This window comes from Streptomyces sp. NPDC057002 (assembly GCF_042673825.1).
Lineage (GTDB): Bacteria > Actinomycetota > Actinomycetes > Streptomycetales > Streptomycetaceae > Streptomyces.
On the sequence record NZ_JBHURZ010000006.1, the window covers coordinates 295,212 to 321,291 of the forward strand.

The 26,080-nt window shown below is 72.4% G+C and carries 28 protein-coding genes; 14 read left to right on the forward strand and 14 right to left on the reverse strand.

Features of this window, described 5'->3' with window-relative positions; all coding sequences use genetic code 11:
- Positions 1 to 44: 44 nt before the first annotated feature.
- Positions 45 to 1,160 carry a methyltransferase gene (locus tag ACFT32_RS29560; RefSeq protein WP_382495353.1) on the forward strand — a complete coding sequence of 372 codons (1,116 nt, stop codon included), beginning with the start codon at positions 45 to 47 and terminating at the stop codon, positions 1,158 to 1,160.
- Here the strand turns inward: ACFT32_RS29560 and ACFT32_RS29565 are convergent.
- The 4 genes from ACFT32_RS29565 to ACFT32_RS29580 form a co-directional block, all read right to left on the reverse strand.
- On the reverse strand, positions 1,157 to 1,792 hold the full coding sequence (locus ACFT32_RS29565) for a flavin reductase family protein (RefSeq protein WP_382495355.1): 636 nt from the start codon (positions 1,790 to 1,792) through the stop codon (positions 1,157 to 1,159). The genes ACFT32_RS29560 and ACFT32_RS29565 overlap by 4 nt on opposite strands.
- Positions 1,793 to 1,836: 44 nt before the next feature.
- A complete protein-coding gene (locus ACFT32_RS29570; protein ID WP_382495924.1) occupies positions 1,837 to 2,622 on the reverse strand; it encodes an enoyl-CoA hydratase/isomerase family protein in 786 nt (261 codons plus the stop codon).
- Complete coding sequence (locus tag ACFT32_RS29575) at positions 2,622 to 4,847, reverse strand: acetate--CoA ligase family protein (protein ID WP_382495357.1); 2,226 nt, start codon at positions 4,845 to 4,847, stop codon at positions 2,622 to 2,624. Before ACFT32_RS29575 ends, ACFT32_RS29570 begins: the two co-directional genes overlap by 1 nt.
- 187 nt (positions 4,848 to 5,034) lie before the next feature.
- Complete coding sequence (locus ACFT32_RS29580) at positions 5,035 to 6,231, reverse strand: flavin-containing monooxygenase (protein WP_382495359.1); 1,197 nt, start codon at positions 6,229 to 6,231, stop codon at positions 5,035 to 5,037.
- A gap of 332 nt (positions 6,232 to 6,563) precedes the next feature.
- Between ACFT32_RS29580 and ACFT32_RS29585 the strand changes: the two genes are divergently transcribed.
- The 6 genes from ACFT32_RS29585 (at position 6,564) to ACFT32_RS29610 (ending at position 10,148) form a co-directional block, all read left to right on the forward strand.
- On the forward strand, positions 6,564 to 7,013 hold the full coding sequence (locus tag ACFT32_RS29585; protein ID WP_382495361.1) for a DoxX family protein: 450 nt from the start codon (positions 6,564 to 6,566) through the stop codon (positions 7,011 to 7,013).
- Positions 7,013 to 7,477, forward strand: a complete 465-nt coding sequence (locus tag ACFT32_RS29590; protein ID WP_382495363.1) for a Zn-ribbon domain-containing OB-fold protein — start codon at positions 7,013 to 7,015, stop codon at positions 7,475 to 7,477. The genes ACFT32_RS29585 and ACFT32_RS29590 overlap by 1 nt, the downstream gene beginning before the upstream one ends.
- 36 nt (positions 7,478 to 7,513) lie before the next feature.
- Positions 7,514 to 8,128 carry a GNAT family N-acetyltransferase gene (locus tag ACFT32_RS29595; protein ID WP_382495365.1) on the forward strand — a complete coding sequence of 205 codons (615 nt, stop codon included), beginning with the start codon at positions 7,514 to 7,516 and terminating at the stop codon, positions 8,126 to 8,128.
- A 39-nt stretch (positions 8,129 to 8,167) separates the two neighbouring features.
- Complete coding sequence (locus ACFT32_RS29600; protein WP_382495367.1) at positions 8,168 to 9,025, forward strand: GNAT family N-acetyltransferase; 858 nt, start codon at positions 8,168 to 8,170, stop codon at positions 9,023 to 9,025.
- Positions 9,026 to 9,100: 75 nt separating this feature from the next.
- Positions 9,101 to 9,433, forward strand: coding sequence for an ArsR/SmtB family transcription factor (locus tag ACFT32_RS29605; protein ID WP_382495368.1), 333 nt, complete (start codon positions 9,101 to 9,103; stop codon positions 9,431 to 9,433).
- A 34-nt stretch (positions 9,434 to 9,467) separates the two neighbouring features.
- The gene (locus tag ACFT32_RS29610) at positions 9,468 to 10,148 is read left to right on the forward strand and encodes an NAD(P)H-dependent oxidoreductase (protein ID WP_382495370.1); all 681 of its coding nucleotides are present in this window, start codon (positions 9,468 to 9,470) and stop codon (positions 10,146 to 10,148) included.
- A 29-nt stretch (positions 10,149 to 10,177) separates the two neighbouring features.
- On the opposite strand, the gene ACFT32_RS29615 is transcribed toward ACFT32_RS29610, so the two are convergent.
- The 3 genes from ACFT32_RS29615 to ACFT32_RS29625 all read right to left on the reverse strand — a co-directional run bounded on the left by ACFT32_RS29615 (position 10,178) and on the right by ACFT32_RS29625 (position 12,540).
- Positions 10,178 to 10,846, reverse strand: a complete 669-nt coding sequence (locus ACFT32_RS29615) for a pyridoxal 5'-phosphate synthase (RefSeq protein ID WP_382495372.1) — start codon at positions 10,844 to 10,846, stop codon at positions 10,178 to 10,180.
- Between the two features lie 27 nt (positions 10,847 to 10,873).
- A complete protein-coding gene (locus ACFT32_RS29620; RefSeq protein WP_382495374.1) occupies positions 10,874 to 11,299 on the reverse strand; it encodes a pyridoxamine 5'-phosphate oxidase family protein in 426 nt (141 codons plus the stop codon).
- A gap of 71 nt (positions 11,300 to 11,370) precedes the next feature.
- Positions 11,371 to 12,540: an acetyl-CoA acetyltransferase gene (locus ACFT32_RS29625; RefSeq protein WP_382495375.1), complete on the reverse strand. Its 1,170-nt coding sequence runs from the start codon at positions 12,538 to 12,540 to the stop codon at positions 11,371 to 11,373.
- Between the two features lie 107 nt (positions 12,541 to 12,647).
- Here ACFT32_RS29625 and ACFT32_RS29630 point away from each other — a divergent pair, with 107 nt between their 5' ends.
- Together ACFT32_RS29630 and ACFT32_RS29635 are read left to right on the forward strand one after the other, a co-directional pair.
- Positions 12,648 to 13,835 carry an acyl-CoA dehydrogenase family protein gene (locus ACFT32_RS29630; protein ID WP_382495377.1) on the forward strand — a complete coding sequence of 396 codons (1,188 nt, stop codon included), beginning with the start codon at positions 12,648 to 12,650 and terminating at the stop codon, positions 13,833 to 13,835.
- Positions 13,832 to 14,305, forward strand: a complete 474-nt coding sequence (locus ACFT32_RS29635) for a nitroreductase family deazaflavin-dependent oxidoreductase (RefSeq protein WP_382495379.1) — start codon at positions 13,832 to 13,834, stop codon at positions 14,303 to 14,305. The genes ACFT32_RS29630 and ACFT32_RS29635 overlap by 4 nt, the downstream gene beginning before the upstream one ends.
- Positions 14,306 to 14,434: 129 nt before the next feature.
- Here ACFT32_RS29635 and ACFT32_RS29640 read toward each other — a convergent pair whose 3' ends face one another.
- On the reverse strand, positions 14,435 to 15,082 hold the full coding sequence (locus ACFT32_RS29640; RefSeq protein ID WP_229873153.1) for a TetR family transcriptional regulator: 648 nt from the start codon (positions 15,080 to 15,082) through the stop codon (positions 14,435 to 14,437).
- 122 nt (positions 15,083 to 15,204) lie between these two features.
- Here ACFT32_RS29640 and ACFT32_RS29645 point away from each other — a divergent pair, with 122 nt between their 5' ends.
- Both ACFT32_RS29645 and ACFT32_RS29650 read left to right on the forward strand, forming a co-directional pair.
- Positions 15,205 to 15,930: a VOC family protein gene (locus tag ACFT32_RS29645; RefSeq protein WP_382495381.1), complete on the forward strand. Its 726-nt coding sequence runs from the start codon at positions 15,205 to 15,207 to the stop codon at positions 15,928 to 15,930.
- Positions 15,931 to 16,122: 192 nt separating this feature from the next.
- Positions 16,123 to 18,528, forward strand: coding sequence for a PQQ-binding-like beta-propeller repeat protein (locus tag ACFT32_RS29650; protein WP_382495383.1), 2,406 nt, complete (start codon positions 16,123 to 16,125; stop codon positions 18,526 to 18,528).
- 207 nt (positions 18,529 to 18,735) lie between these two features.
- Here ACFT32_RS29650 and ACFT32_RS29655 read toward each other — a convergent pair whose 3' ends face one another.
- Genes ACFT32_RS29655 through ACFT32_RS29670 form a run of 4 tightly spaced genes read right to left on the reverse strand, consistent with a single transcriptional unit; the run spans position 18,736 to position 22,087 of the window.
- Positions 18,736 to 19,689 (reverse strand): alpha/beta fold hydrolase, encoded by a 954-nt coding sequence (locus ACFT32_RS29655; RefSeq protein ID WP_382495926.1) that lies wholly within the window; start codon positions 19,687 to 19,689, stop codon positions 18,736 to 18,738.
- Between the two features lie 49 nt (positions 19,690 to 19,738).
- Entirely contained in the window at positions 19,739 to 20,515 is a 777-nt protein-coding gene (locus ACFT32_RS29660; protein ID WP_382495385.1) for an enoyl-CoA hydratase/isomerase family protein, read from the reverse strand.
- Positions 20,512 to 20,925, reverse strand: coding sequence for a Zn-ribbon domain-containing OB-fold protein (locus ACFT32_RS29665; RefSeq protein ID WP_382495387.1), 414 nt, complete (start codon positions 20,923 to 20,925; stop codon positions 20,512 to 20,514). The genes ACFT32_RS29660 and ACFT32_RS29665 overlap by 4 nt, the downstream gene beginning before the upstream one ends.
- Before the next feature lies 1 nt (position 20,926).
- Entirely contained in the window at positions 20,927 to 22,087 is a 1,161-nt protein-coding gene (locus ACFT32_RS29670) for a lipid-transfer protein (RefSeq protein WP_382495389.1), read from the reverse strand.
- 135 nt (positions 22,088 to 22,222) lie between these two features.
- Between ACFT32_RS29670 and ACFT32_RS29675 the strand changes: the two genes are divergently transcribed.
- Positions 22,223 to 23,872, forward strand: coding sequence for a FadD3 family acyl-CoA ligase (locus ACFT32_RS29675; protein ID WP_382495390.1), 1,650 nt, complete (start codon positions 22,223 to 22,225; stop codon positions 23,870 to 23,872).
- Here ACFT32_RS29675 and ACFT32_RS29680 read toward each other — a convergent pair.
- Complete coding sequence (locus ACFT32_RS29680) at positions 23,815 to 24,741, reverse strand: SMP-30/gluconolactonase/LRE family protein (RefSeq protein ID WP_382495391.1); 927 nt, start codon at positions 24,739 to 24,741, stop codon at positions 23,815 to 23,817. The two genes, ACFT32_RS29675 and ACFT32_RS29680, sit on opposite strands and share 58 nt — an antisense overlap.
- Positions 24,742 to 24,893: 152 nt before the next feature.
- On the opposite strand from ACFT32_RS29680, the gene ACFT32_RS29685 reads away from it, so the two are divergent.
- Positions 24,894 to 25,172, forward strand: coding sequence for a hypothetical protein (locus tag ACFT32_RS29685; RefSeq protein ID WP_382495393.1), 279 nt, complete (start codon positions 24,894 to 24,896; stop codon positions 25,170 to 25,172).
- Positions 25,172 to 25,567 carry a hypothetical protein gene (locus ACFT32_RS29690; protein WP_382495394.1) on the forward strand — a complete coding sequence of 132 codons (396 nt, stop codon included), beginning with the start codon at positions 25,172 to 25,174 and terminating at the stop codon, positions 25,565 to 25,567. Before ACFT32_RS29685 ends, ACFT32_RS29690 begins: the two co-directional genes overlap by 1 nt.
- Positions 25,568 to 25,666: 99 nt before the next feature.
- Here ACFT32_RS29690 and ACFT32_RS29695 read toward each other — a convergent pair whose 3' ends face one another.
- Entirely contained in the window at positions 25,667 to 25,852 is a 186-nt protein-coding gene (locus tag ACFT32_RS29695; RefSeq protein ID WP_189726957.1) for a hypothetical protein, read from the reverse strand.
- Between the last annotated feature and the right edge of the window lie 228 nt (positions 25,853 to 26,080).

Consider the following 26,080-nt stretch of genomic DNA (forward strand, 5'->3'; position numbering starts at 1 on the left):
GACCCCGCACGCTCGTTCACGCTCGATCTTCCGAGGAGTTTGCCGTGTCCACGATCCACTGGATCGAGACTGACCCCCGTTCCGCCCGCTGGCATTCTGAGTCCGGGCTGCCCCTGCCCAGCAGGGTGGTCGTCGCCGACGACCGTATGCGGGCCGCCGTTGCCTATCGGCTGGCCTGCGAGGGAACCGCGTTGTTGTGGCGCGGGGATTTTCACCAGGCGCGGCAGTTGCTGCGCGCCTTGGACCGTCGTGTCGGGCGTGCCGCGCCCGGCGGGGACGGCACCCCGGCCGAGGTGTTTCACCTTCAGCGCCGGTTCCGCGCCCACCGCGCCCGTGTGCTCGGCAAGGTGCTCGTCGTGCTGGAGCAGGATCACGTCCTGGCGCTGCGCCGGGCGCCTGATGTGCGCCGGGCGTGCGACGAGGCCTACGGGCCGTCCGAAGGACCCGTCGCCGTCGCCCTCACGGAGCTTTTGGGGGTGATCAGCGCCCGGCAGTGGCGGGAGAGGGGCGTCCACGTCCCGGCGCTGGGGGCACGGGTGCACCCGCATTACGGGGTGTTCGCGCCGACCAGGAGCGAGTACGTCGATCTCGTCGCGCGGGCGCCCTTGCCGGCGGCGGGCACACGGACCGCGTTCGACCTGGGCACCGGAACCGGCGTGCTCGCCGCCGTGCTGGCCCGGCGGGGCGTCGGACAGGTCGTGGCGACCGACGTCAGTGCGCGGGCCCGGGCGTGTGCGCGGGACAACGTGGGGCGGCTGGGGCTCACGGGGGTGGTCCGGGTGACCGGGCCCGAGCTGTATCCCGAGGGGCGCGCCGACCTGGTCGTGTGCAACCCGCCCTGGATTCCCGGCCGTCCCGCCTCCGACCTCGACCTCGGTGTGTACGACGCGGGCGGCGGCATGCTTCAGGGCTTCCTGAGCGGGCTCGCCGGGCGGCTCGAACCCGGCGGTGAGGGCTGGCTCGTGCTGTCCGACCTGGCCGAGCGGCTCGGGCTGCGCAGCCGGGAGCAGCTGATGACCGCCGTGGAGAGTGCCGGGCTGCGGGTGGCCGGCCGGCTGGACACGCGTCCGCGTCACGCGCGCGTGCGGGACACGGACGATCCGCTGCACGCCGTACGGGCCGCCGAGGTCACCTCGCTGTGGCGGCTGACGGCCGGCTAGCCCTCCGTCAACCGCGCGAAGCGCCCTCGGTGGAACAGCAGCGGTCCGCCCGGATCGCCCGCGCCCGTGCCGAGGGCGTTCACCCGGCCGACCACGATCAGGTGGTCGCCGCCGGTGTGGACGGCGTGGATCGCGCAGTCGATCCAGGCGACCGCGCCGGAGAGGCGCGGTGAGCCGGAGACGGGAGCCGCGTCGTACGCCACCCCCGTGAACTTGTCCGCGCCGCTCACCGCGAAGGAACGGCACAACTCGCCCTGGCCGGCGCCCAGGACGTTCACGCAGAACACGCCGGCGCGGGCGATCCGGGGCCACGTCGTGGATGTGCGGCCGACCATGAAGGCGACAAGAGGCGGGTCGAGGGAGAGTGAGGTGAAGGACTGGCAGGCGAAGCCCGCGGGGGCGGGGGTGTCGGTGGTGTCGGGGGTGGTGACCGGGGGTGCCGTCACGATCGTCACGCCCGTCGCGAAGAGACCCAGAACGCTGCGGAACACGGCCTGGTCCAGGGGAGCGCGCTCGTCCTCGCCCACGCAGCGCAACTCCGGGCGCGGCAGCGCTTCCACGGGCCGTGGGGCCGGGGCGCGGGTCGACCTGAGGTAGCGGACGGCGGCTTCCGCCATTCCTGCTTGTCCCATCACGCCTACGATTGAAGCTGACGGAGTGTCAGATTGGAAGTCTTTCAACAGCCCCCGTACACCGCGTTCCGCCGCTCCACGAAGCTCCGTACCCCCTCCCGCGCGTCCGCCGTCGTCATGTTGATCTCCTGGGCCGCGGCCTCGGCGGCGAAGGCGGTCGCCCGGTCGGTGTCCAGGGAGGCGTTCACGAGCTGCTTGGTCAGGGCGAGGGCACGGGTCGGGCCGGAGGCGAGGCGTTCGGCCCAGGATCGGGTCGTATGGGCCAAGTCGCCGTCCGGAACGACCCGGTTGACCAGGCCCAAGTGCTCCGCTTCCGTCGCCGTGAGCGCGTCGCCGAAGAACATCAGCTCCTTCGCGCGCTGCGGGCCGATGAGGCGGGGGAGCAGGTACGCGCCGCCGCCGTCGGGGACCAGCCCTCGCCGTACGAACACCTCGATGAACCTGGCCGACTCGGCGGCCAGGACGAGATCGCAGGCGAGCGCCAGATGGGCTCCGAGGCCGGCCGCCGTGCCGTTGACCGCCGCGATCACCGGCTTCTCGCAGTCGAGGACGGCGGCGATCAGGCGCTGGGCGCCGGTGCGGAGGGTGCGGGCGACATCGCCGACGCCGCGTTCGAGCGTCGGCGGGGTGCCTCGGAGGTCCGCGCCCGCGCAGAAGCCTCGGCCCGTTCCCGTGATCACCACCGCTCTGATGCCGGCCGTCTCGGACGCCTTGGACAGGAGACCGACGATCTCGTCCCGCTGGTCCGGTGTGAGGGCGTTGAGCGTCTCGGGCCGGTTCAGGGTGATGGAGAGGACCTGGCCGGCCGTCGCGTGCAGCACGGCCGGCATCAGCGGCACACCGCCAGCGCGTCCAGCGCCACCGCGCCCTGCCCCTGCGGCAGCACCATCAGCGGGTTGATGTCCAACTCCGCCAGCTCGTGGCCGAGTTCCAGAGCCATGCGCTGTACGCGCAGGACGACCTCGACCAGGGCGTCCAGGTCGGCCGGCGGGCGGCCCCGGACCCCGTCGAGCAGGGCCCGGCCGCGCAGCCCGGCGAGCATGTCCCGCGCCTGCTCCTCCCCGAAGGGCGGTACCCCTACGGCGGTGTCGCGCAGCACCTCGACGAGCACCCCGCCGAGTCCGACGGTCACCGTCGGGCCGAACAGGTCGTCGTGGGTGACACCGACGACCATCTCGACGCCCTGCTCGACCATCTGGCAGACCAGTACGCCGTCCAGGGAGACATCCTCGTAGCGGGCGATGTCGGTCAGCTCCCGGTAGGCGTCGCGGACCTGGCTCGCCGAGGTCAGGCCGATCTTCACCAGGCCCAGTTCCGTCTTGTGGGCGATCCGGGCGCCCGAGGCCTTCATCACCACCGGGTAGCCCACCAGCCCGGCGGCCCGGACGGCTGCCGCGGCGCTGGTCACCAGTTGCTCGCGCGGTACGCGGATGCCGTACGCCCGCAGCAGTTGCTTCGCGGCGTGTTCGCTGAGCTGTTCGCCGGGGCGCATCAGGGCCTGGGCCTTGCGGTAGGACGGCGAGGGGGTGCGCGGTGCCTCGTCGAAGGGGGAGCGGTAGGCGGTCGTGAAGCGGTGGTGGGCGAGGTAGGCGCGGACGGCGGTGAGGCAGTTGCCGACCGTGCGGAAGGTGGCCACGCGGGAGGAACCGAGCAGGACCTCGCGGTAGGCCGGTTCGGTGCCGACCGGCGATCCCCATACGACGCACACCAGCTTGTCCGTCTGCTCGGCCGCGTCGACCAAGTCCCGTACCAGCCGGTCGCTGAGCGGTGGGAAGGGGCCGGTGACCGGGCAGATCAGCACGCCGACCTCGGGGTCGGCGAGGATCGCGTCGATGATCTTCCGGCCGCGTGCGTCTCCGACCGGATGCCCGCCGTTGTCGACGGGGTTGGCGACGCTCAGGTACTCGGGTATCCACTGGTGCAGCTCGGCCTGCCTGGCCCCGGACAGGACCGGCAGTCGCAGGCCCGCCTCGGTGGCCAGGTCGGCGACGTGCGCGCCCGTGCCGCCCGAGATCGAGTAGACGACGACGCCGTCCGCGTGGGGCGGCCGGGCCCGGGCCAGCAGGGCTGCCGTGTCCTGGAGTTCGTCGAGGCCGTCGACGCGGATCACGCCGTACTGGCGCAGTGCCGCGTCCACCACCGCGTCCGCGCCGGTCAGTTTGCCGGTGTGGGAGGCGGCCGTGCGGGCGCCGGTCTCGGTGCGGCCCACCTTGACGGCGACGACCGGGACTCCGCTCCGGGCGGCCCGGTCGGCGGCGAGGAGGAAGGAGCGGCCGTCCTTCAGCCCTTCCAGGTAGCAGGCGATGGCGCCGATCCCGGGCTGCTCGGCGAAGTAGGAGAGGAAGTCCGCGGTCTCCAGGTCGGCCTCGTTGCCGGTGGGCGCCCAGTGGGAGAGGCGGATGCCGAGTTCCTGGAGGGCGAAGACGGGGCGGCCCTGGTGGCCGGACTGGGTGATCAGGGCGATCGCGGGCCCTTCGAGGTCGTCGCGGAAGTGCTCGAAGGCGTTGAGGTTGGTGTTGGGGCCCAGCAGCCGTAGCCCGGAACCCTCGACGGCGGCGGCGAGTCGCCGCTGGGCGGTCTCGCCCTCGGGGCCGGTCTCCGCGAACCCGGAGGCGAAGACGACCGCGAACCGCGCCTTGGACTCGGCCAGTTGCTCCAGCACGGGAAGGGGGTCGCCGACGAGGACCACCGCCAGGTCGACCTGCTCGGGCAGGTCGGCGACGGAAGGGGAGCAGCGGAGGCCGAAGACGGACGGCCTGCTCGGATGTACCGGGTACAGCCGGGCCCCGACGCGATCGGCCCAGTCGGCCAGTTGGCGGGTCACGCCGGTGTTGGGGCGCCCCTCCGCGTCCGAGGCGCCGATCACGGCGACGGACCGGGGCCGGAAGAAGTGGTCGAGATCGGGTACGTCGGCATGCAGCGGGCGTCCGCTGACGTCGAAGTCGCCCTCCTGGGCCGGCCTGCCGTGCACGGCGGGCCCCGGCCGCTCGCCACAGGCGATGGCCCGGGCCCGGCGGGAGTCGGTGGTGAGGGTGCCGTGGGTCGATCCAAGCATCGTTTCCGCCCGCTCCCTGTGAGACAGCCGCTAACTGACGCTCTGTCAGATTACTGAACTGATGCGACGTCAGGAATGGCCGTGCAGGCAAAGCCGTCGAGCGGGGGTGCCTGGAGGTGAGGGCGGGTGGTTCCTCGGCGTGCCGGTCCGCGGGCGGGCCGGGTGAGGCGCCGAGGTCGAGTGTCGCCTACACCGAACTGTCCCGCGCGATGGCCTTCGCGATGGCCTTCGCGATGCTCACCGCGTCGAGCGCCAGCTCGCGCAGGTTGCCGCTGATCGGGTTGGTGAAGCCGGTGAAGTACAGGCCGGGGGCCGTCTTCGGGCTGTGGGCGCCGTGGACGACCGGCTTGCCATGGGCGTCGAGGACATCGAGGTGGCCGACCAGGCCCTCCAGGGCGCGGACATACCCCGTGGCCGCTATCACCGCGTCCGGGGAGAGCCGCGTGCCGTCGGCCAGCACGATCTTGCCGTCGCCCTCGAAGGTCTCCACAGCGGCCACGATCTCGACCTTGCCCTTGCGCACGGCGTCGATCAGGCCCACGTCCTGCACCGGGATCGCGCCCTGCTTCACCCGGGTGTACAGCCCGCTGTCGGGGCGCGGCAGCCCGTGCGCCGACAGGTCGGGAACCGCCACCTTGGCCTGCGCGCGGCTGATCCGGTCGACGAGGCCGACCGGCAGCCGGCGTACCAGGACACCGCTGTACTGGGCGGCCCAGCCGGCCGTCGATCGGCGCACGATGTGCGGGACGGTGCGCACGGCCAGCCGGACCCGGGAGGCGCCGCTCTCCACCAGGTCCACGGCGATCTCGGCGCCGGTGTTCCCGATGCCGACGACGAGGACGTCCCGGCCGGCGTAGGGCTCGCCGTTGCGGTACTCCGCGGCGTGCAGGAACTCGCCGGTGAAGTCGTCGCGGCCGGGCCAGTCCGGCAGGCGCGGGGTGTGGTTGTAGCCGGTCGCGATCACGACCGCCGAGCCGGTCAGTTCCCTGCCCCCGGTGGCGTGCAGCAGCCAGCCCGTGCCGTCGGGCGCGCGCTCGATCCGGGAGACCTCGACGCCGGTGACGATCTCCAGGCGGTGGTGCTCGGCGTACTTCTCCAGGTACCGCACCACGTTGTCCCGGGACACCCACCGCCCGAACCGGCGCGGCATCGGCAGTCCGGGCAGGGCCGACAGACGGCGGGTGGTGTGCAGACGCAGCCGGTCGTAGTGGCGGCGCCAGGACGCCCCGACGCGGTCGGACTTCTCCAGGACGACGGCCCGTATGCCCCGGGCACGCAGCGCGTACGCGGCGGCGAGTCCGCCGGGGCCGCCGCCGATGACGTAGACGGGGCGATCCGGTGTGGGGTGCCCGGAGGAATGTGGGGAGGGCGTGGAGTCGGCCATGAGCGGGAGCGTAACCACGAGCCCGCTTGATGGGTCTCGGTCAAGACCGGAATTGGTTGCGGATTGATCACGGCTGTAGGAGGAGGGGGTGGGGCTCGTGGCGTAGAGGGCCTGGTTGTGGCGGGATCGTGATCGTTCGTGACGGGTGCGGGAGGCCGCGGTCCTGAGGGGCTGCCTGGCCCGGTGGCCGGTCACCTTCGCGATCTGCCTTGCTTTCGTGCAGGGTGCCCGGTTCTTCAGGGCCGGGGGAGCCGAATCGCCGTCAGGGCGATTCGGCGTCCCTTCACCCCGAGGTCTTGCGGATCCAGCGATCTGACGTACCGTCAGGTCGCATGGACACGATCTGGCTCGGCGGAGCGGAGTGGCTGGCCGTACTGCGGATCGGGCTCGGGCTGTGGTGGCTGGAGAGCTGGCGGCACAAGGACCGCAAGGCCTGGTTCGAACGGGGCACCGGCATCAAGTGGGCGGCCGGGATAGCCGCCGAGCACCGCTGGAACGCCGTCCGTTCGGGCTTCGCCACGATCGTCGCACCCCACCCGCGCGTGATGGCGTACGTCGTCGTCTACGCGGAACTCGCCCTGGGGCTGGGCCTGATCACCGGCTTCCTCACCCCGGTCGCCCTGATCGGCGGGTTCCTCCTCAACGCCCTCTACCTCACGCTCATGATCCACGACGTGGCCGAGCAGGGGCAGAACTCGATGATGGCGCTGATGTCCGTGGTCGGGCTGTTCGGGATGTCCTGGCAGACGTGGTCGCTGGACAGTGCGCTGGGACTGTTCTGATGGCCGGGCGCTTCGACCTGCCCGAGCCCGACGCCTTCACCCGGACGTACTGGGACGCGGCAGCCGAGGGCCGGTTGCTGATCCGTCGCTGCCTGGAGTGCGGACGGGCCCACCACTACCCGCGCGAGTTCTGTCCCCGCTGCTGGAGCGAGGACGTCGTCTGGGAGGCCGCGAGCGGCCGGGCCACCCTCTACACCTGGTCCGTCGTCCACCGCAACGACCTGCCGCCCTTCGCCGAACGCACGCCGTACGTCGCCGCCGTGGTCGATCTGGCCGAGGGGCCGCGGATGATGACGGAGGTGGTGGGGGAGAGCGGACTACCCGAGAGGGGGCTGCCCGCGAGGGGACTGCCCGAGAGGGGACTGTCCGAGAGGGGACTGTCCGCCGGCGCGGACCTGGAGGTGGCGTTCCGGGAGGGGATCCCGGTGTTCCGGATCGCGCCCGGCGCTGGACCAGACAAGTGAGGTGACCCCTCCCTCCCCACCGGCTTGAATGTCCCCATGGCCCCCATACGCGACCAGTCCCCGACTGCTCACCCCGAACTCCACGGCCACGGCCTCCGTCTTCGCCCCTGGGACGCCACGTCCGGCGCCGATGTCGAGACGTGGCTGTGCGGCATGCGGGACCCGGAGTTCCGGCGCTGGAACACCCCGCTGAGGCTGGTCACGGACCGGGCGAGCGCCCGGGAGTCGCTGCTCGCACGGGCGCAGAGTGCCGTGGAGGGCACGTCGGTGTCGTTCCGGGTCGCGGACGCGCGCAGCGATACGCCCCTGGGGCACATCGGCGTCAACGAGATCAAGTACCACATGAAGGTCGCCCGCGTCGGCTACTGGGTGCTCCCCGAGGCCCGCGGCCAGGGTGTCGCCACCCGGGCCCTGCTGCTCGCCACCCGCTGGGCCTTCGGTGAACTCGGCCTGCACCGGGTGGAGCTGGATCACGCGGTCGGTCACGACGTGTCGTGCCGGATAGCCGAGCGCTGCGGTTTCGCGTACGAGGGGACCCTGCGCGGGGCGATTTTCCAGGAGGGCCGGCACGACGCGTTCCGGGACGCCCATCTGCACGCGCGGCTGGCGACGGATCCGGAACCGGAGGCGGGCGTAGACACCCGGACGTAATTCGGAGGTACCGGCGGGGGACGGGCGGCACCATGGAGCATGCGCACCGACGACTGGCACCTCACCCAGGACCTCGACGACTTCCTCGCCCGCGCGGGATCCTTCCTCCGCTCCCAACCGGCTCTGCACACCGTCCCGTTGGCCGTCACCGAGGCCCTGCGCACCCGTGGACGGCACGTCTACGGCGACGGGGCGCCGGAGTTCGGCGTACTGGAGCGGGACGGGGCCGTCCGGGCCTCGTTCTTCCGCACTCCGCCCCACTGGCTGAACCTCACCGCCCTCACCCCCGAGGAGGCCGGCACCCTCGCGGCGCGGCTGGCCGCTCTCGGGCAGCGACTGCCCGGTGTGAACGCCGACCGCGACACCGCCGCCGCCTTCACCGAGGCCTGGCGGAGGCACACGGGAGCCACGGCCACGCTCCGTCAGCGCCAGCGGCTCTACCGGCTCGGCACCCTGACCGTGCCCGACCCCGCACCGCCCGGCGTTCCCCGGACCGCCGTCGAGGCGGACCGCGCCCTGCTCGTCCGCTGGCACGCGGAGTTCAGCGCCGCGATCGGCATGGGCACCCTCCGCGACGCCGAGGAGTGGGTGGATTCCCGCATCGAACAGGGCGCCATCACCTTCTGGGAGGACCCGGACGGCACGCCCGTCGCCATGGCCGGCAGGACCCCTCTGATCGCCGGCCAGATCCGCGTCGCCCCGGTCTACACCCCATCCCACCTCCGCGGCCGCGGCTACGCGGGCGCGGCCACGGCCGAGATCAGCCGCACCGCCCTCGCCTCCGGCGCACAGGAAGTGCTGCTCTTCACGGACCTGGCGAACTCGACCAGCAACGGGCTGTACCAGCGGATCGGGTACCGGCCGGTGGCGGATTTCGAGGTGTACGACTTCGCGTAGCGCGACGGGCCCGTCGAGGGGGCACGGATCGAGATATCGTGGTGTGTCGGACTGTCTGACGAGAGAGGTGGCCCCATGGCCGCGCCGGCGGGACTGGATTCGGGTGATCTGATCGAGGTGTTCAAGGCCCTCGGCAATCCTGCCCGTCTGCAGATCATGCAGTGGCTGAAGGACCCCGATGCGCACTTCGGCGAGTACGAGCCGATCGCGGACCGTCGTTCCGTCGGTGTGTGCGTCACGCACATCCAGGCGAAGGCGGGACTGGCTCAGTCGACGGTCTCCAGCTATATGAGCACGCTCGAGCGCGCGGGACTCGTGGTGTCCACCCGGGTGGGCAAGTGGACCCACTACCGGCGCAGTGAGGAGCGGCTGGCGCACCTGGAGCGGGCGATCGGCACCACCATCTGATTGACGTATCGCAATACGTCGATATGATCTCGTCATGTCGAGCTTCGCTGTCGCGCCCACCGCCCTGATCGTTCACGCTCACCCCGAGCCCCGGTCGTTCAGCACCGCCCAGATGGCCACCGCGGCCCAGGCCCTGCGCGACGCCGGGTACCGGGTCGACGTCCTCGACCTCTACGCCGACCCATGGGCCCCGGTCCTCGCCCGCGAGGAGTTCGCGCCGGTGGAGGGCGCCTTCAAGCCGCAGGCCGAGCAGATGCGCGCGGTCCGGGACGGGACACTCGACGCGACCGTCAGGGCCCACCTCGATCGGCTGCTCGCCGCCGATCTGCTCGTCCTGTCGTTCCCGCTGTGGTGGTTCTCGCTGCCCGCCGTCCTCAAGGGATGGGTGGACCGGGTCTTCGTGATGGGCGGGGTCTTCGGCGGGGACCACGGACTCTTCGGCGACGCGGCGCTCGCGGGCAGGCGCGCGATGCTGCTGTTCACGACCGGCGGCCCCGGCGAGTCGTTCAGGCCCGGCGGCGCCTTCGGCCCGATGGACGACTTCCTGTTCCACATCCACCGCGGAATGCTGGAGTTCGTCGGCTTCCAGGTCCTCGCCCCCGTGATCACCTACGGCCCGGCCCGCATGACCGACCAGGAACGAACGGCCGCGCTGACCAGGGCCGGCGAGTCCGTCGTGCGCCACGCGACGGAGGTCCGTACGGCCGTCCGCTGACGCCGACCGAGGAGCCGGACACGGGTCCCTCAAGGCCACAGCAGCTCCCGCACCCACCCCTCCCCGTCCCCGCGCCGGTAGCGCAGCCGTACGTGTCGTCGCTGCCTGTCGCCCTGGAAGAACTCGACCTCCTCCGGCCGCAGCCGGTACAGGGTCCAGGACGGTACGGGTGACTCCGGCTCGCTGCGGGCCCGTTCCCAGGCCGCCTCGGATGCCCGGGTCAGGTCCTCCACCGAGTCCAGGAGCTCGCTCTGGCGGCCGGTCAGCGCGGCTGCCAGGGCGCCCGTCGAGCGGGCGTGGAGGTCGCCCTGGGCGTCGGCGGAGGGGGCCGCCGTCACCGGGCCGCGGACCCGGACCTGGCGGCCCAGCGCCGGCCAGTAGAAGGCGAGAGCGGCGTACGGGCGGGCGGCGAGGTGCCGGCCCTTGCGGCTGCCGGCGTGGGAGGCGAAGGACCAGCCGGTCTCGTCCGCGCCGTGCAGCATGACGATCCGTACGTCGGGCAGGCCGGACTCGTCCGAGGTTGCCAGGGACATGGTGTGCGGCTCGGTCTGCCCGGCCGCCACCGCCGCCGCGAACCACTCGGTGAAGAGCGGCAGCGGGGTCGCGGGGGCGGCCGTCGGGTCGAAGGGGGGCAGGTGCGTGGACTGCGGGTCCCAGACGCGCAGTGACCTCAGCAGCTCGTGAAGATCGGGTGCCATGGGCCGATTGTCACCCGGGGGTGTGCGTCACACCTGTCCCAGGTCCGACGACACCCACCGCTCCGGCCGCATCCGCAGCACCAGCTGTTCTCCGTGGTTCTTCCAGGCGAAGTCGACATAGCCGTCGACCTTGTCGGACGGCAGATAGCGGGCCGAGAGCTCCCGGAGCCGCTCGAGGGTCGCGGGGGCCGTGTCGACGACCGGGCCCTCGACGGACACGTAGCGGATCGTGGGTTCCAGCCGGTCCACCATCAGCGAGAACCGTCCCGCCTTGCTGATCAGCTCGTTCTTGCGGGAGTCGAGGCCGGTCATGATCCAGATGTCGCCGCCGGGCTCGTACTGGTACCAGATCGGCACCGTGAGCGGGGCACGGCCCGCCCCCGCGTCGACCGCGAGTGCGGCGATGTGCGGCTCGGACAGGAACTGTTCGCGTTCTTCGCGGGTCAGGGCCATTCCGGGTCTCCTCCAGCGGCTCGCTCAGATCCTTTGACGAACCCAACACCGGCCCCGGCGCCTGTGTTCCCTCACCCCGCCCCCAGCACCACGGTCCCCGACGAGCAGAACCAGCCCCCCGTCCCCGACGCCACCGTCAGCTGCGGCAGGGAGCCGTCGGCGCGCCGAACCTGTCGGTCGCCGCATTCGCCCCGCAACTGCCGTACCGCCTCCACCAGCAGGAACAGACCTCGCATCCCGGGGTGCTGGGCCGACAGGCCGCCCCCGTCGGTGTTCACCGGCAGCTCGCCGCCCTCGACCCGCAGCCGGCCCTTCTCCACGAACGCCCCGCCCTCGCCCTTCGCGCAGAACCCGAGGTCCTCCAGCGTCACCAGGGTCATATAGGTGAACGCGTCATAGATCTCGGCGAAGTCGATCTCCGAGGGCCGTACGCCCGCCCGATCGAAGGCCAGTCGTCCGCTCACCGCCGCCGGCGACACCGTGAAGTCCGGCCACTCGGACATCGCGGAGTGGCTGATGTGCTCCCCGCTGCCCAGCACCCACACCGGTGCCGTACGGCAGTCCGGTACGTACTCCTCCGCCGCCAGCAGCACCGCCGCCCCGCCGTCGGAACGGACACAGCAGTGCAGCTTGGTGAAGGGGTCCGCGATCATCGGGCCGGAGGCGACCTCGTCCAGAGTGACCGGGGCGCGGAACATCGCCTCCGGGTTCAGGGCTGCGTTGGCCCGGGCCTGGACCGCCACCTCCGCGAGCTGCTCGATCGTCGTGCCGTACTCGATCATGTGGCGGCGGGCCGCCATGGCGTACTTGGCGATCAGGGTGTGGCCGTAGGGGGCCTCGAACTGCAGGGGGCCGCGGGTGCCGAAGGACAGCGTCCCGGTGCGGCGGCCCGCCTTCACGTCCGCGCGGGCCGTCGAGCCGTAGGCGAGCAGCACCACGCGCGCGTGCCCGGCCGCGATCGCGTCCGCCGCGTGGGCCGCCATGACCTCCCAGGCGGAGCCGCCGACGGAGGTGGAGTCGACCCAGGTGGGGCGCAGCCCCAGGTACTCGGCGACCTCGACGGGGGCCAGTGTGCCCAGGCCCGCCGAGGCGAAGCCGTCGACCAGCGAGCGGTCCAGGCCCGCGTCGGCCAGGGCGCGACGGGCCGCCTGGGCGTGCAGGGCGTACGGGGTCGCGTCGTCCACGCGGCCGCAGTCCGAGAGGGCCACGCCGACGACGGCCACTTTCCTCCGGGCAACCATGAATCTGACGGTACATCAGATAAGGCCCTGGGAGGGAGCGCCGGGACTCTGGGCATCCCCGCCCCGGCGCCCTAATATGACGCACCGTCAGATGCGGAGGTACCCCCATGGACGCCCGCCTCACCGCCGAACAGGAAGAGATCCGCCGCACGCTGCGCGAGCTCCTCCACAAGCGGTGCGGACCCGTGGAACTGCGGGCCGCCCTCGACACCCCGGCCGGACACGACCCGGCCCTGTGGACCGCCCTCGCCGAGCAGCTCGGCCTCCCCGGGCTGGCCCTCCCCGAGACCTACGGCGGTGTCGGCTGCTCCGTCACCGAGCTGGCCCTGGCCTGCGAGGAGACGGGCCGGGCCCTCGCCCCCTCGCCCCTGCTCGCCACGGCCGTCCTCACGGCCCCGCTGCTCCTCGCCCTCGGCACCGACGCCCAGCGGGCCGACCTCCTCCCGCGCATCGCCTCCGGCGCCCTAACCGCCGCCCTCGCCGTACCGGGGACCGCCCTCACCACCGCCCTCGCGCTCACCGGGCACGACCCGCAAGGGGCGTGGGCCGGTGGCGGCCGGGCCGGGGGAGTGCAGGCCCGGCGGACGGACGGCGGCTGGCGGCTGTACGGGGAGGCCGGGCAGGTCCTCGACGGGCACAGCGCCGGGCTGCTCCTGGTCGCCGCGCACACCGGGGGGTTCGCCTGTTCCCGCGTCCTGCTCTTCCTCGTACGGGCGGACGCCGCCGGGCTCACCCGAACCCGGCAGACCGCGCTGGACGCGACCCGCCCGCAAGCGCGCGTTCAACTCCGTGACGTGGAAGCCGAGTTGCTGGGACGCGAGGGCGACGACGTCCTCGCCGCCCTCGCCCGGCTCGGCGACACCGCCGCCGTCTGTCTCGCCGCCGAGGCCGTGGGGGCCGCCGACCGGGTGCTGGAGCGGACCGTGGAGTACGTGGGGCGGCGTGAGCAGTTCGGGCGGCCGGTCGGCTCCTTCCAGGCGGTCAAGCACCGGCTTGCCGACGCGTACGTCCAGGTGCGGGCGGCCCGCTCGGCGGCGTACTACGCGGCCTGGGCCGGTGTCGCCGGCGAAGGCGAGAAGGCCGGCGGCCTCGCCCTCGCCCAGGCGCTGGGGGCCCTGCGCTGGGCCGCCGCCGAGGGGATCCAGCTGCACGGCGGAATCGGGTTCACCTGGGAGCACGACACACAGCTGTACTTCAAGCGTGCCGCGGGGGACGAGCTGCTGTTCGGGCCGGTGCACCGGCTGCGGGCGCGGGCCGCCGACGCGGCGCATGTCTTCGAGGAGGCCGGCCGATGAGGGGCGTGCGGTTCGTGCAGAAGGTGTCCTCCACCCCGGGGTTCGCGCGGGTGGCACCCCATGTGTTCCCGGCCCTGGACCGGGCAGTGCACCGGCTCACCCGTGGAAAGGTGCTGCTCAGTGCGCAGATGCTGCCCGGTGTGGTGCTGACCTCCACCGGGGCGCGCAGCGGGCTGGCCCGCCGGACGCCGCTGGCCTGTATGCCGGAGGGCGACGGTGAGCGCGGCTGGATCCTGGTCGGGTCCAACTTCGGGCGCCCGGGGCACCCCGCCTGGAGCCACAATCTGCTGGCCCACCCGAGAGCCGAGATCAGCTGGAAGGGCCAGGACATCCCGGTCACGGCCCGGCTGCTGGAGGGGGAGGAGCGGGCGGCGGCGTGGAAGGCGGTGCTGGAGTTCTGGCCGCCGTACGCCGCGTACCAGGCGCGGGTGGCGCGCGAGATACGGCTCTTCAGGATCGCACGAAGGTAGAAGCCATAGAGAAGGCAGAAGCACACGACGGCGGAAAGCGCGACAGGCGGCGGTCCACCCGGGTGGACCGCCGCCTGCCAGACAGGACTTGGGAAGGGAAAAGGGCCGAAGGCGCATGGGCGCCGACGGCTACTTCGTCGGCTTTCTGCCGGTGACGCCCAGGTGCACCAACAGCGCCAGGTTCGGCTTCAGTTCGGCCTGCTTCACGCCCCAGGAGGTGAAACCCTTCTGGTGCGAGGCCACGGCCGCGAGCATCGCGACCAGCGAGCCCGCGACGGCCGCCGGGTTGACGTCCTTGTCGACCCTGCCCTTGGCCTGGAGCTCGGCGACGGCGTCCGCGAGGGAGTTGTTCACCGAGTTGAGGATCTTCATACGGAGTTTGTAGAAGCGCTTGTCGCCCTCGGCGGCGCCGAGATCGACGACCCGGAGGATCGCGTCGTTCTTGCGCCAGAACTCCAGGAACCCGTCGACGAGTTCCTGCGCCGTCTGCCAGCCGGCCTTGCCGGCCCAGGAGCGGCCCTCCAGGAGCTCGGTCAACGCGGCGCCCTCGGTCGCCATTTGCTCGGCGATCTCCAGGACGGCGCCCTCGACGTCCGGGAAGTACTGATAGAAGGTCGCGGGCGAAGTGCCCGCCTTCCGGGCGACATCGATGACTTTGACATCCCGGTACGGGGAGGAGCTGAGCATCTCGCTGAGGCAGTCGAGCAGCTTCTGCCGGGTCGCCTGCCCACGCCGGCCGGCCACACGGCCGTCGACGGTACGCACTTGTCCTGTCATGACGTCAGCTTACCGAGGCGGGATCGAGGCGCGATTCGGCCGACTGCAAATGGGGTGTGAGGGAGCGCGGAGGCCGGTGTGCCTGGTCTGCGGGCTGCGGTCGTCGCGGTTACGTTGGCCGCATGGCCGAAAACAGGGCATCGGTGTACGCAGAGGGCGTCCCCTGCTGGGTGGACGCGCAGCTTCGCGACGTCGAGGCGGGCAAGCGGTTCTACGGTGAACTTTTCGGGTGGACCTTCGAGGACGAGTGGTTCGGCTCCTTCACCGAGGCGCTGAAGGACGGCGAACCCGTGGCCGCCCTGGTCCGCAAGGTGGACGGCCGGCTGCCCACCGTATGGACCGTGTACTTCGCGACCCCGGACGCCGTGGCCCTGGTGAGGCGCGTCCGGTCGGCCGGCGGGCAGGTCGTCTCGGCGCCGGTGCAGGCCGGCGACCTGGGCGTCACCGCCCTGGTCACCGACTCGGAGGGGGCCGTCTTCGCCCTGTGGCAGCCGGACGAGCACCCCGGCTTCGGCACACGGCGCGAGCCGGGCACCTTCGCCTGGGCCGAGCTGTACACGCGGGACACCGAGGCGGCCAACGACTTCTACGGCGATCTCTTCCAAGAGGCCCTGTTCGGGCCGGACGCCGAGCCCGACTTCGGCCGCGCCCCCGTCACCGACCGTTTCCCGGCCGAGATGCCGCCCCACTTCCTCGTCCACTTCGCCGTCGAGGACGTACCGGCCGCGCTGGAGGACGTCACCCGGCTCGGCGGCCGCGTCCAGATCCCGCCGTTCGAGACCTCGTACGGCACGGTGGCCGTCGTCACGGACGATCAGGGGGCGTCCTTCGCGCTGCTGCGCCGCTGACCAGGAACCCTATGGTCATCTTTTGCCCCTGTGTGTACTGAGACACCCTATTCGTCGCCGGGTTCGCCACCACGGCTCCGGCCAGGAAGAATCGGGGTGCGTGCCGCCATGGCGGTGCGGTGGTGAGACGCTGCACGGGGTCGCGTGGAACATGTGGCTTGGCGCGGCTCGTACGGGGAGGTGGCAGGCAGAGTGGTGGATCAGCTGACGCAGCACGATCCGCGGCGGATCGGGCCGTTCGAGGTGCTGGGACGGCTGGGTGCCGGCGGCATGGGGCTGGTCTATCTCGCGCGCTCGGCGTCGGGCCGGCGCGTGGCGATCAAGACCGTCCGCACGGAGCTGGCCGAGGACCAGCTGTTCCGGGTCCGCTTCACGCGTGAGGTGGAGGCGGCCCGCGCGGTCTCCGGCTTCTACACGGCCGCGGTCGTGGACGCCGACCCGCGCGCCGCCGTGCCCTGGCTGGCCACCGCCTACGTCCCCGCGCCCTCCCTCGAGGAGATAGTGAACGACTGCGGGCCGCTCCCGGCCCAGGCGGTGCGCTGGCTCGCGGCGGGTGTGGCCGAGGCGCTCCAGTCCATCCACGGTGCGGGGCTCGTCCACCGCGACCTCAAGCCCTCCAACGTCCTCGTCGTCGAGGACGGCCCCCGGGTGATCGACTTCGGTATCGCCTCCGGCGTATCGAACACACGTCTGACGATGACGAACGTCGCCGTCGGCACGCCCGCCTACATGTCCCCCGAGCAGGCCAAGGACTCCCGCAGCGTCACGGGTGCCTCCGACGTCTTCTCCCTCGGCTCCATGCTGGTCTTCGCCGCCACCGGACACCCGCCCTTCCACGGCGCCAACCCGGTCGAGACGGTCTTCATGCTGCTGCGCGAGGGCCCGGACCTGGAGGGCCTCCCGGAGGAGCTGCGTCCGCTCATCGAGTCCTGTATGCAGATGGAGGCGACAGGCCGCCCCAACCCGGCCGACCTCCAGGCCCAGCTCGCTCCCCACCTCTTCGGCTCCGGCTCCGACGACAGCGGCACCGCCTCCGCGTGGCTGCCCGAGCGTGCCGTGGGCCTGATCGAGTCCCGCCGCAACGGCCGCCCGGCCGGCAAGCCCGCCCCCGGCGCCGGCCGCAGCGGCGGCGGACGCCCCGCCCCGGCCCCGGCCCCCGGCCCGGCGCCCATCCCGCCCCCGCCCTCGCACGACCCCGTCGTCCCGGCGCCCGCTTCCGTCGCCGCTTCCGTGGCCGCTCCCGCGGGCGGCGGCCCCGACACCGGCCCCGTCCGGCTGGCCGGCGCCCAAGTGCCCATCGGCCCGGGCCCGCGCGTCGCCGACGTCCGTGCCGCCGCCGTCAAGGCACCCCCTCCGGAGGCCGCCCTCGCCGCCTCCTGGTCCAAGCCCCGCCCCGGCGTCAACGGCACGGACCCCGCCGTGGGCCCTGCCGTCGCGCCCCCGGCCCCGGTCGCGCCGCCCGAGGCGAGCGGCTGGCGGCCCTGGCGCTTCCGTATGTCCAACGACGTCTGGGGCACCCCCTCCGTCGCCGACGACCTCGTCTACGTCACCTCCTTCGAGGTGCACGCCCTGGACGTGGGCACCGGCCGCCGCCGCTTCAAGACCCGGGACGTCGCCTGGTCCATGGCGGTCGCGGACGGCCGTATCCACGCCTCCGACGGGCCCACGCTGTTCGCCCTGGACGCCAGGGAGGGCGCCGACCTGTGGCGCCTGCAGACGGACGCCTGGGTCTACGCGCTCCAGGCCGGCCGCGGCACCGTCGTCACCGGCACCCGGGGCGGCGGCGTCCAGGGCTGGGAGGCCTCGGCCGGACAGAAGCTCTGGGAGATCACCGGCTGCCAGACCGACTTCGAGTCCCCCGAGGCCGGACCCGCCCTGCACGACGGCACGGTCTACGTGTGGCAGGACGCCCGGCTGCGCGCCCTGGACGCCCGCACCGGCGACGAGCGCTGGTCGTACCCGATCGGCGACGCGGCCTCCTGCGGCGGCGTACCGGTCCGCATCACCCCGGCGACCGACGGATACGTGTACGTCTGCGCCGGCACCCGCGTCATGGCCCTCGACGTGGCCGCCGGGCATGTGAAGTGGCACTTCGAGGCCCCGGCGGTCTTCCTCTCCCCGCCCACCTTCGTCCCCGGCCCGGCCGTCACCGGCGGCGGCGTCTACCTCGCCGACTACCTCGGCACGGTCTACGCCCTCGACGCCACCGACGGCCGCGACCGCTGGCGCATCGCCACCGAGTCCCGCGCCTCCGTCGAACCGGTCCTGGTCGCCGCCGGCCATGTCCATGTGGGCAGCGGCAAGGGCCTCTACACCCTCGACGCGGTCACCGGCACGCCCAAGTGGCGCTTCCAGGCGGGCGGCGACATCGTCGGCGCCCCCTCGGTGGCCGAGGGCCGCATCCACTTCGGCTCCACCGACCATCTCCTCTACACCCTCAAGGCCGATGACGGCCGGCTGCGCTGGAAGCTCGCCACCGGCGGCGAGATCACCGGCTCCCCGGTCGTCCGGGACGGGGTGGTGTACGCGTGCAGCAAGGACCGCTGTGTGTACGCGCTGGACGCGGAGAAGGGCACGGGCACGGCGCGCACCGCGTGACGAGTCCGGGACGGCCGTCGTACCGGCGCACGGAAGGGTTCCAGACGGCGGCCGTCGCTTCGGGGAGCGGTCCGATCACCGCTCTCACCCAAGACGCTACGCCGGGTACGCGCCGGTCGCCACGCGGTGGCCGGCCGTGACGGACGGTCCGGGCCCGGCGGCCGGCGGCGGTGAGGCCGGCCGCGCGACCCCGCGTCTCAGGGGTTCTCAGCCCCGCAGTTCCGTCAGGAAGTCGATCAGCACCTCGTTCACCTCGGCGGGCCGCTCCTGCTGCGTCCAGTGGCCGCACCCCGGCAGCACGACCGGCTTGCGCCGCAGATTCGGCATCAACTCCGGCAGCGCCTCGATCAGTTCGGGCGTCCCGGGGAAGGCCGGGACCAAGTCGCGGTCGCCGTACACGTACAGCGCCGGCGAGGACACCACCGCGCCCTGCCAGGGGGCGGTCAGCTCCCAGTTGCGGTCCAGGTTGCGGTACCAGTTGAGCGCGCCGGTGAAGCCCGGCTCGAAGCTCTCGGTGAGGGTGTCGAGGTCCGCCTCGGTGAGCCAGTCGGGCAGCACCTCGGGGTTCGGGGCGTCCGCGAGCCAGCCGCGCCCCAGGTCCTCGACCAGGGCCTGCTCCGGGCGCCCGGCGTTCGGCGCGTCACCGGAGGCGGAGTACAGCAGCTTGCGCAGGGCGGTGCGGGTGTCGGCGCCGAACTCGGCGTCCGCGACGCCCGGCTCCTCGAAGTAGTTCCAGTAGAAGTGCCCGCCGAACCGCTCCCGCATGGTCTTCAGCGGCGGCTGCCCGCCACGGAAGGGCGGCGGCACACTCAGCCCGGCCACCCCGCGCACCACGTCGGGCCGCAGCAGCGCGGTGTGCCAGGCCACCGGCGCCCCCCAGTCGTGCCCGACCACGAACGCCTGCTCCTCGCCCAGCGCGTGGATCAGCCCGACCACATCGCCCACCAGATGGAAGATGCTGTACGCGGACACGTCCTCGGGCCGGTCACTGCCGCCGTACCCGCGCTGGTCGGGCGCGACCACCCGGAAACCGGCCTCGGCCAGCGGCCCGAACTGGTGCCGCCAGGAGTGCCAGGACTCCGGAAAACCGTGCAGCAGCACCACGAGCGGGCCCTCGCCCTGCTCCGCGATGTGCAGTTGTATGCCGTTCACGTCGATCATCCGATGCTCAACCACGGGTCGAGCATACGCGTGTAGGAGTAAACGATTTTTACTCACGCAACCGGTACGCCCGCCCCCGCCCAGCGAACAGCCGGGCCTGCCGCTCACCCGCCGCGTTCCCGAGTGCGATGAGATGCGGCGCCTGCGCGACCCCTTGAGCCCGCCCCGCCTCGGTCGCGGCCCACAACGCCCGTACGGTCCCCTGCACGGCCTCCGTCGGATGCCCGGCGATGACGGCGGCACAGGCGATCGCCGCCGCCGGCGCTCCGCCCTCCGGCGCGAGTTCGGAAACCAGCCCGACCTCGTACGCCCGCCGCGCGGAGATCCGCTCCGCCGTCCCCGTCAACGCCATCCGCGCGACCTCCCCGTACGGCATGCGCTGCGCCATGAGGACGGACTCGTAGGCGCTGACCATGCCGTACGTGGTGTGCGGGTCGAAGAAGGTGGCGGTGGTGTCGGCGACGATGAACTCCGCCTCGCCCAGCAGATAGAAGGCGCCCCCGCAGGCCATCCCGCGCACGGCGGCGACGACCGGCTTCCACAGGTCGTTCGCCTTCGGCCCGACCCCGAGCAGCGGATCGTCCTGCGCGTAGGGCGAGTTCGGCTGCGGCACCACGGCGTCCCGGTCGATGCCGGTGCAGAAGGCACGCTCCCCGGCGCCCGTGAGCACGACAGCCCGTACGGTGTCGTCGAACCGCAACTCCCGCCAGACATCGGCGAGTCGCCCGGCCATCTCCAGGTCGATCGCGTTGAGCCGGCCGGGCCGGTTCAGGGTGACGACGGCGACCCCGCTGTCCTTGTCGGCGCTGACGAGCACGCTGCTCATGACCGCTCCAGGACCCACCGCGGCAGGCCCTCGTCGAAGACGACCCGCACACGGGCCCCGATGCGAATGCTTTTCACCGGCAACGAGCCGATCGGCTCACCGGGCCCGACGACCAGATTGCCGACGAGCCGGATGCGCGGCGCCTCGTCCAGCTCGACGACGACCACGTTGTAGGGCGCCAGCTCCGCATAGCCCGGCAGCAGCGGCGGATGCGGCACGACGTACGACCAGACCCGGCCGCCGCCGGAGACCGGGCGCCACTCGGCCTCGAAGGACTGGCAGTGGGGACAGCACGGCCGGGGCGGGAAGCGGAGTTCGCCGCAGCCCGCGCAGGCCTGGACACGGAGCTCGCCCCGGGCGGCGTACTCCCAGAAGGGGGCGCCGTCGGGGTCGGTGACCGGACGCAGCATCTCAACTCCTCAGCAGAAGGGCGGAGGTCGGCACCCCTTCACCCGCCGTGACCAGACAGACGGAGGCGTCCGGCACCTGAGCGGTACTGGTCCCGCGCAGCTGCTTCACCCCTTCGTTGATGAGGTTGAAGCCGTGCACATAGGCCTCGGACAGGCCGCCCCCGCCGGTGTTCACGGGCAGCAGCCCTCCGGTCTCCAGCGCGCCGCCCTCGGTGAACGCCCCGCCCTCGCCGCGCCCGCAGAAGCCGTAGCCCTCCAGGGAGAGCAGCACCAGGGGAGTGAAGGCGTCGTAGATCTGGGCGACGTCCACGTCCTCGGGGGCCAGGTCGGAGTGCTTCCACAGATGCCGGGCGGCACTCCAGGCGGGGCCGGTGAGGGGGTCGTCGTTCCAGTAGTTGACCATGCCGTGGTGCTGGGCGGGGAGCGACTGGGCGGCGGAGTGGACGTAGACGGGTCTCCGGCGGCAGTCCCGGGCCCGCTCGGCGGAGACGACCACACAGGCCAGCGCCCCGTCCGTCTCCAGGCAGTTGTCGAAGAGGCAGAGCGGCTCGCTGACCCAGCGGGACGTCATGTACATCTCGCGGGTGAGGGGGCGGTCGTACATGATCGCGGCGGGGTTCTGGTTGGCGCGGTTGCGGCAGGCCAGGGCGACGTTGAACAGGTGGTCGCGGGTGGCCCCGTACTCGTGCATATAGCGCCGGGCGAGCATGGCGATCTCGTCGACGGGCCTGAGCAGCCCGTACGGCCGGGTCCACTGGGCCGGAGTCGGGAGCTGGACGGTGGTGTCGGTCCACGGCCGGGGCCCGCTGCCCCGCTTGCGCGACCTCCAGGCGACCCCGACGCTCGCCTGCCCGGCCGCGATCGCGGTGGCGAGATGGGCGACCGTGGCGCACGAACCGCCGCCCCCGAACCCGACCTTGCTGAAGAACGTGAGGTCCCCGAAGCCGCAGGCCTTGGCCAGCTCGACCTCGTCCGTCTCCTCCATGGTGTAGGAGGCGAGGGCGTCGACCTCGCCGGGCGCGATCCCGGCGTCGTCGAGTGCGGCCAGCACGGCCCGGCAGGCCAGGGTGCGTTCGTCTTCGGGGAGTCGCTTGGCGAAGGGGGTCTGGCCTATCCCGACGATGGCGGTGGCGTCCTTGAGGCTCCCCGATCCAGCTGGCATGGTGCGCGCACCTCCGGGCCCGAACGACGGACGGTCGCTGACAGGCCGTCAGATTACAGCTAATCTGACGACCAGTCAGCTATGGGGTCAGCTGCGAAGTCAGCTGTAAGTGCCGGCTACTGCTGGAGGCGTGCGGTGCGAGCGGATACGGCATGGGAGAGCGTCCCGGACCTGGTCCGGGCGGCGGCCGAGCGGTACGCGGACGTCGAGGCGGTCGTCGAGGGCCGCACCCGGATCACCTACGCGGAACTGGGCGCACGCGTGGAGCGCGCCGCGGCGGCCTGCCTGGCGAACGGGGTCGGTCCGGGCGACCGGGTCGGCATCTGGGCGCCCAACACCCTCGACTGGATCGTCGCGGCACTGGGCGCGGTGTCGGCTGGAGGCGTACTGGTCCCCCTCAACACCCGCTTCAAGGGCGCCGAGGCGGCGGACGTCCTGCGGCGCAGCGGGGCGCGGCTGCTGTTCGTGACGGGCACGTTCCTCGGCACGTCGTACGTGGCGTCGCTGCGGCGAGCGGCGGGGGAGGGCCCGGGCGCCGGACCGCTGCCCGGCCTGCCGGCCCTGGAGCGCGCGGTCGTGCTCTCCGAGGACGCTCCGGCCGGCTTCCTCACCTGGAAGGACTTCCTGGCGAGCGGAGAGGGCGTGGGCCAGGGGGATGTCCGGGACCGGGCAAGGGCGATACAGGCCTCCTGGCCCTCGGACATCATCTTCACCTCGGGCACGACGGGCCGCCCCAAGGGAGCGGTCATCACCCACGCCCAGACGCTGCGGGCGTACGACATCTGGAGCGAGCTGGCGGGCCTGACGGAAGGCGACCGGTACCTCATCGTCAACCCCTTCTTCCACACCTTCGGCTACAAGGCAGGGGTGATCGCCTGTCTGATGCGGGGCGCGACGATGATCCCCCAGCCGGTGTTCGGCGTGAACACGGTCCTGGCCAACATCGCCGCCGAACGGGTGTCGGTGCTGCCCGGCCCTCCGACCCTCCTCCAGTCCCTCCTGGACCACCCGGCACGCGACGCGCACGACCTGTCGGCCCTGCGCCTGGTGGTGACGGGAGCGGCCGTGGTGCCGCTGCGACTCGTCGAGCGCCTGCGCGCCGAACTCGGCGTCGGCACGGTCCTGACCGCGTACGGCCTCTCCGAAGCGGGCGGCGTCGTCACGATGTGCCGGCGCGGCGACGACCCGACGGTGATCGCGTCGACGTCGGGCCGGGCGATCCCCGGCACGGAGGTACGGGTCGTGGACCCCGAGGGCGGGTTGCCGGGCCCCGGGGCGCCGGGCGAGGTCCTGGTCCGCGGCTTCAACGTCATGACCGGCTACTACGAGGACGCCCCGGCCACCGCCGAGGTGCTCTCGGAGGACGGCTGGCTGCGCACGGGCGACATCGGCGTCCTGGACATCGAGGGCAACCTGCGCATCACCGACCGCCTCAAGGACATGTTCATCGTCGGCGGCTTCAACGCCTACCCCGCCGAGATAGAGCAGCTCCTGGGCCTCCACCCGGACGTGGCCGACGTGGCCGTGATCGGCGTACCGGACGCCCGGCTCGGGGAGGTCGGCAGGGCGTACGTCGTACGGCGGCCGGGGGCGTTGGTCACCGGGGACGACCTGATCGCCTGGTCACGCCGGGAGATGGCGAACTACAAGGTCCCGCGGGCGGTGGAGTTCGTGGCGGAACTGCCGAGGAACGCGAGCGGGAAGGTCCTGAAGGGGGCGCTGCGGGCTCAGGGGCGGGCCGGCGGCAGGGGAGGGGTCCCGGTGACGGACATGACGAGGGAGTAGAGGGTGGTGTCGGCGGCGATGAACATCCGGTTCCGCCGGGCGCCGCCGAACCGGATGTTGGCGACGGTGCCGGGGACCAGGACGCGGCCGAGGAGGGTGCCGTCGGGGTCGTAGCAGTGCACGCCCCCGTGCATGGCCCCGGCCCAGAGCCGCCCCGCGTCGTCGAACCGGATGTTGTCGAAGCTGCCGTTCGCGCACTCGGCGAAGACCTCGCCGCCGGTCAGGGTGCCGTCGCCCTGGACGTCGAAGACGCGGATGTGGTTGGCGAGGCTGTCCGACACGTACAGCCGGTGCTCGCCGGGGTCGAACACGAGCCCGTTGGGGCCCTGGAACCCGTCGGCCACCAGCCGCACCTCACCGCTGCCGGGGTCGACGCGGTAGACGTTCCGGGCGCCGATCTCGCTCTCGCCCCGATGGCCCTCGTAGTCGCTGGAGATCCCGAACTCGGGGTCGGAGAACCACACCGACCCGTCGGACCTCACGACGGCGTCGTTCGGGCTGTTGAGCCGCTTCCCCCGGAACCGCTCGGCGATCACGGTGACCGACCCGTCGTGCTCGGTCCGGGTCACCCGCCGATTGCCCTGCTCACAGGTGATGAGCCGGCCCTGCCCGTCCAGGGTGTTGCCGTTCGGATACCCGGCCGGGGAGCGGAAGACGCCGACGGCCCCGGTGGTCTCGTCCCACCGCAGCAGCCGGTCGTTGGGAATGTCGCTCCAGAGCAGATACCGCCCGGCGGGCACGTACACCGGCCCCTCGGCCCACCGGCACCCCTCGTACAACACCTCCAGCCGCGAGTCCCCGGCCTGACACCGACCGCTCCGGAACCGCTCGTCGAGGGTCTCGTACAACTGGGGCTGCTCGCCGGGCATGCGGCCACCTTCACGTCTGAGCGGACGGGTGCTGATCTGCGGGACCCACTATCGCGCGCGGCGGCGGTCCATGTCCGCACTGACACCCGACGGCCGAAGCCGTACGGGCCGCCGCCAGGACGGGGGTGCCCAGGAGCGGTATGGTACGTGGTATGGCAACGAAGAAGTACACCGTCACGCTGCCGGAGGAGCTCGCCGAGGAGATCCGGCAGGACGTCGGGTCCGGTGGCTTCAGTGCCTATGTCACACGGGCCATAGAGCGTCAGCGTGAGCAGGACCGGCTCGGTGAGCTGGTGGCCTGGCTGGAGGAGGAATACGGCCCCGTCACCGACGACGACCTGGCGGCGGCAGAGGCTGAGCGCAGAGAGTTCGAGCGCTACTTCACGGAGCAGGGTGCTCCGGCCGGGCAGCCGCGTCGGAAGGCGAGCTGATGGTGCCGTCCTGCTACGTGCTGGACTGCGAGGCGTTGTCACGAGCCGTACTGGGTGATCAGGCGATGCTCGCGCGACTCAAGAACGCCCACCGTTCCGGCATCCGCGTCGTCACCAGTTCCATGACGCTGATCGAGGCCTACCACGGCCGCGTGCAGCGTGCTGCCTGGGCGTGGGCCATGTCGCGTGTCGTGGTGGAACCCGTGACGCGAGAGGTCGCCGACGCCGCCGTCACGCTGCTCCAGGACACGGGGCTGCACGGCCACAAGTACGCGATCGACGCCGCCCTGGCGGTGATCGCGGTGCGGCAGCCCGGGGGCGTGGTGCTCTTCACGTCCGATGAGGACGACATGGGCAAGCTGTGCGGGGCGAGCGTGCGGGTCGTCGCCTTGTGACGGGACCTCGTTCGCGCCACCCGCGCGTCCACCGGACATGCATCGGCCGCGACGGCTCCCCCTCCGCGCCGCCGCGGCCGAACCCCGTGTGGGAGTGGCTTACTTCGTCGGCTTGAAGGGCTCCGACGTGGCGTGCAGGTCCTTCGTCTCGAGCGGCTCGTCGGTGGCGTGCAGGTCCTGCTTCTTCACGGCACCCTCGTCCGTGGCGTGCAGGTCCTCCGTCGACACCTCGCCGGCCTTCGCGTCCGTCGCGTGCAGGTCCTGCGGCTTGAGCTCGTCGCCCATGATCGTCAACTCTCCTTGGCGTGGGTCGAGTACTGAGGTCCGCGGGCCCGCCCGGTCACTCCCCCGAGGGTGACCGGGCGGGCCCGCCCGGGCCGTTCACCCTAGTGCTGAGGTGCGCGGCCCGGTGCGGTGACCCGTCTGCCCCCCGACGCGACGGATCGACTACGTCAAGCATGGCGTGGGGCGATAAACGAACGATGAACGCGGCCGGCCGGCCCCGGGAGCCGT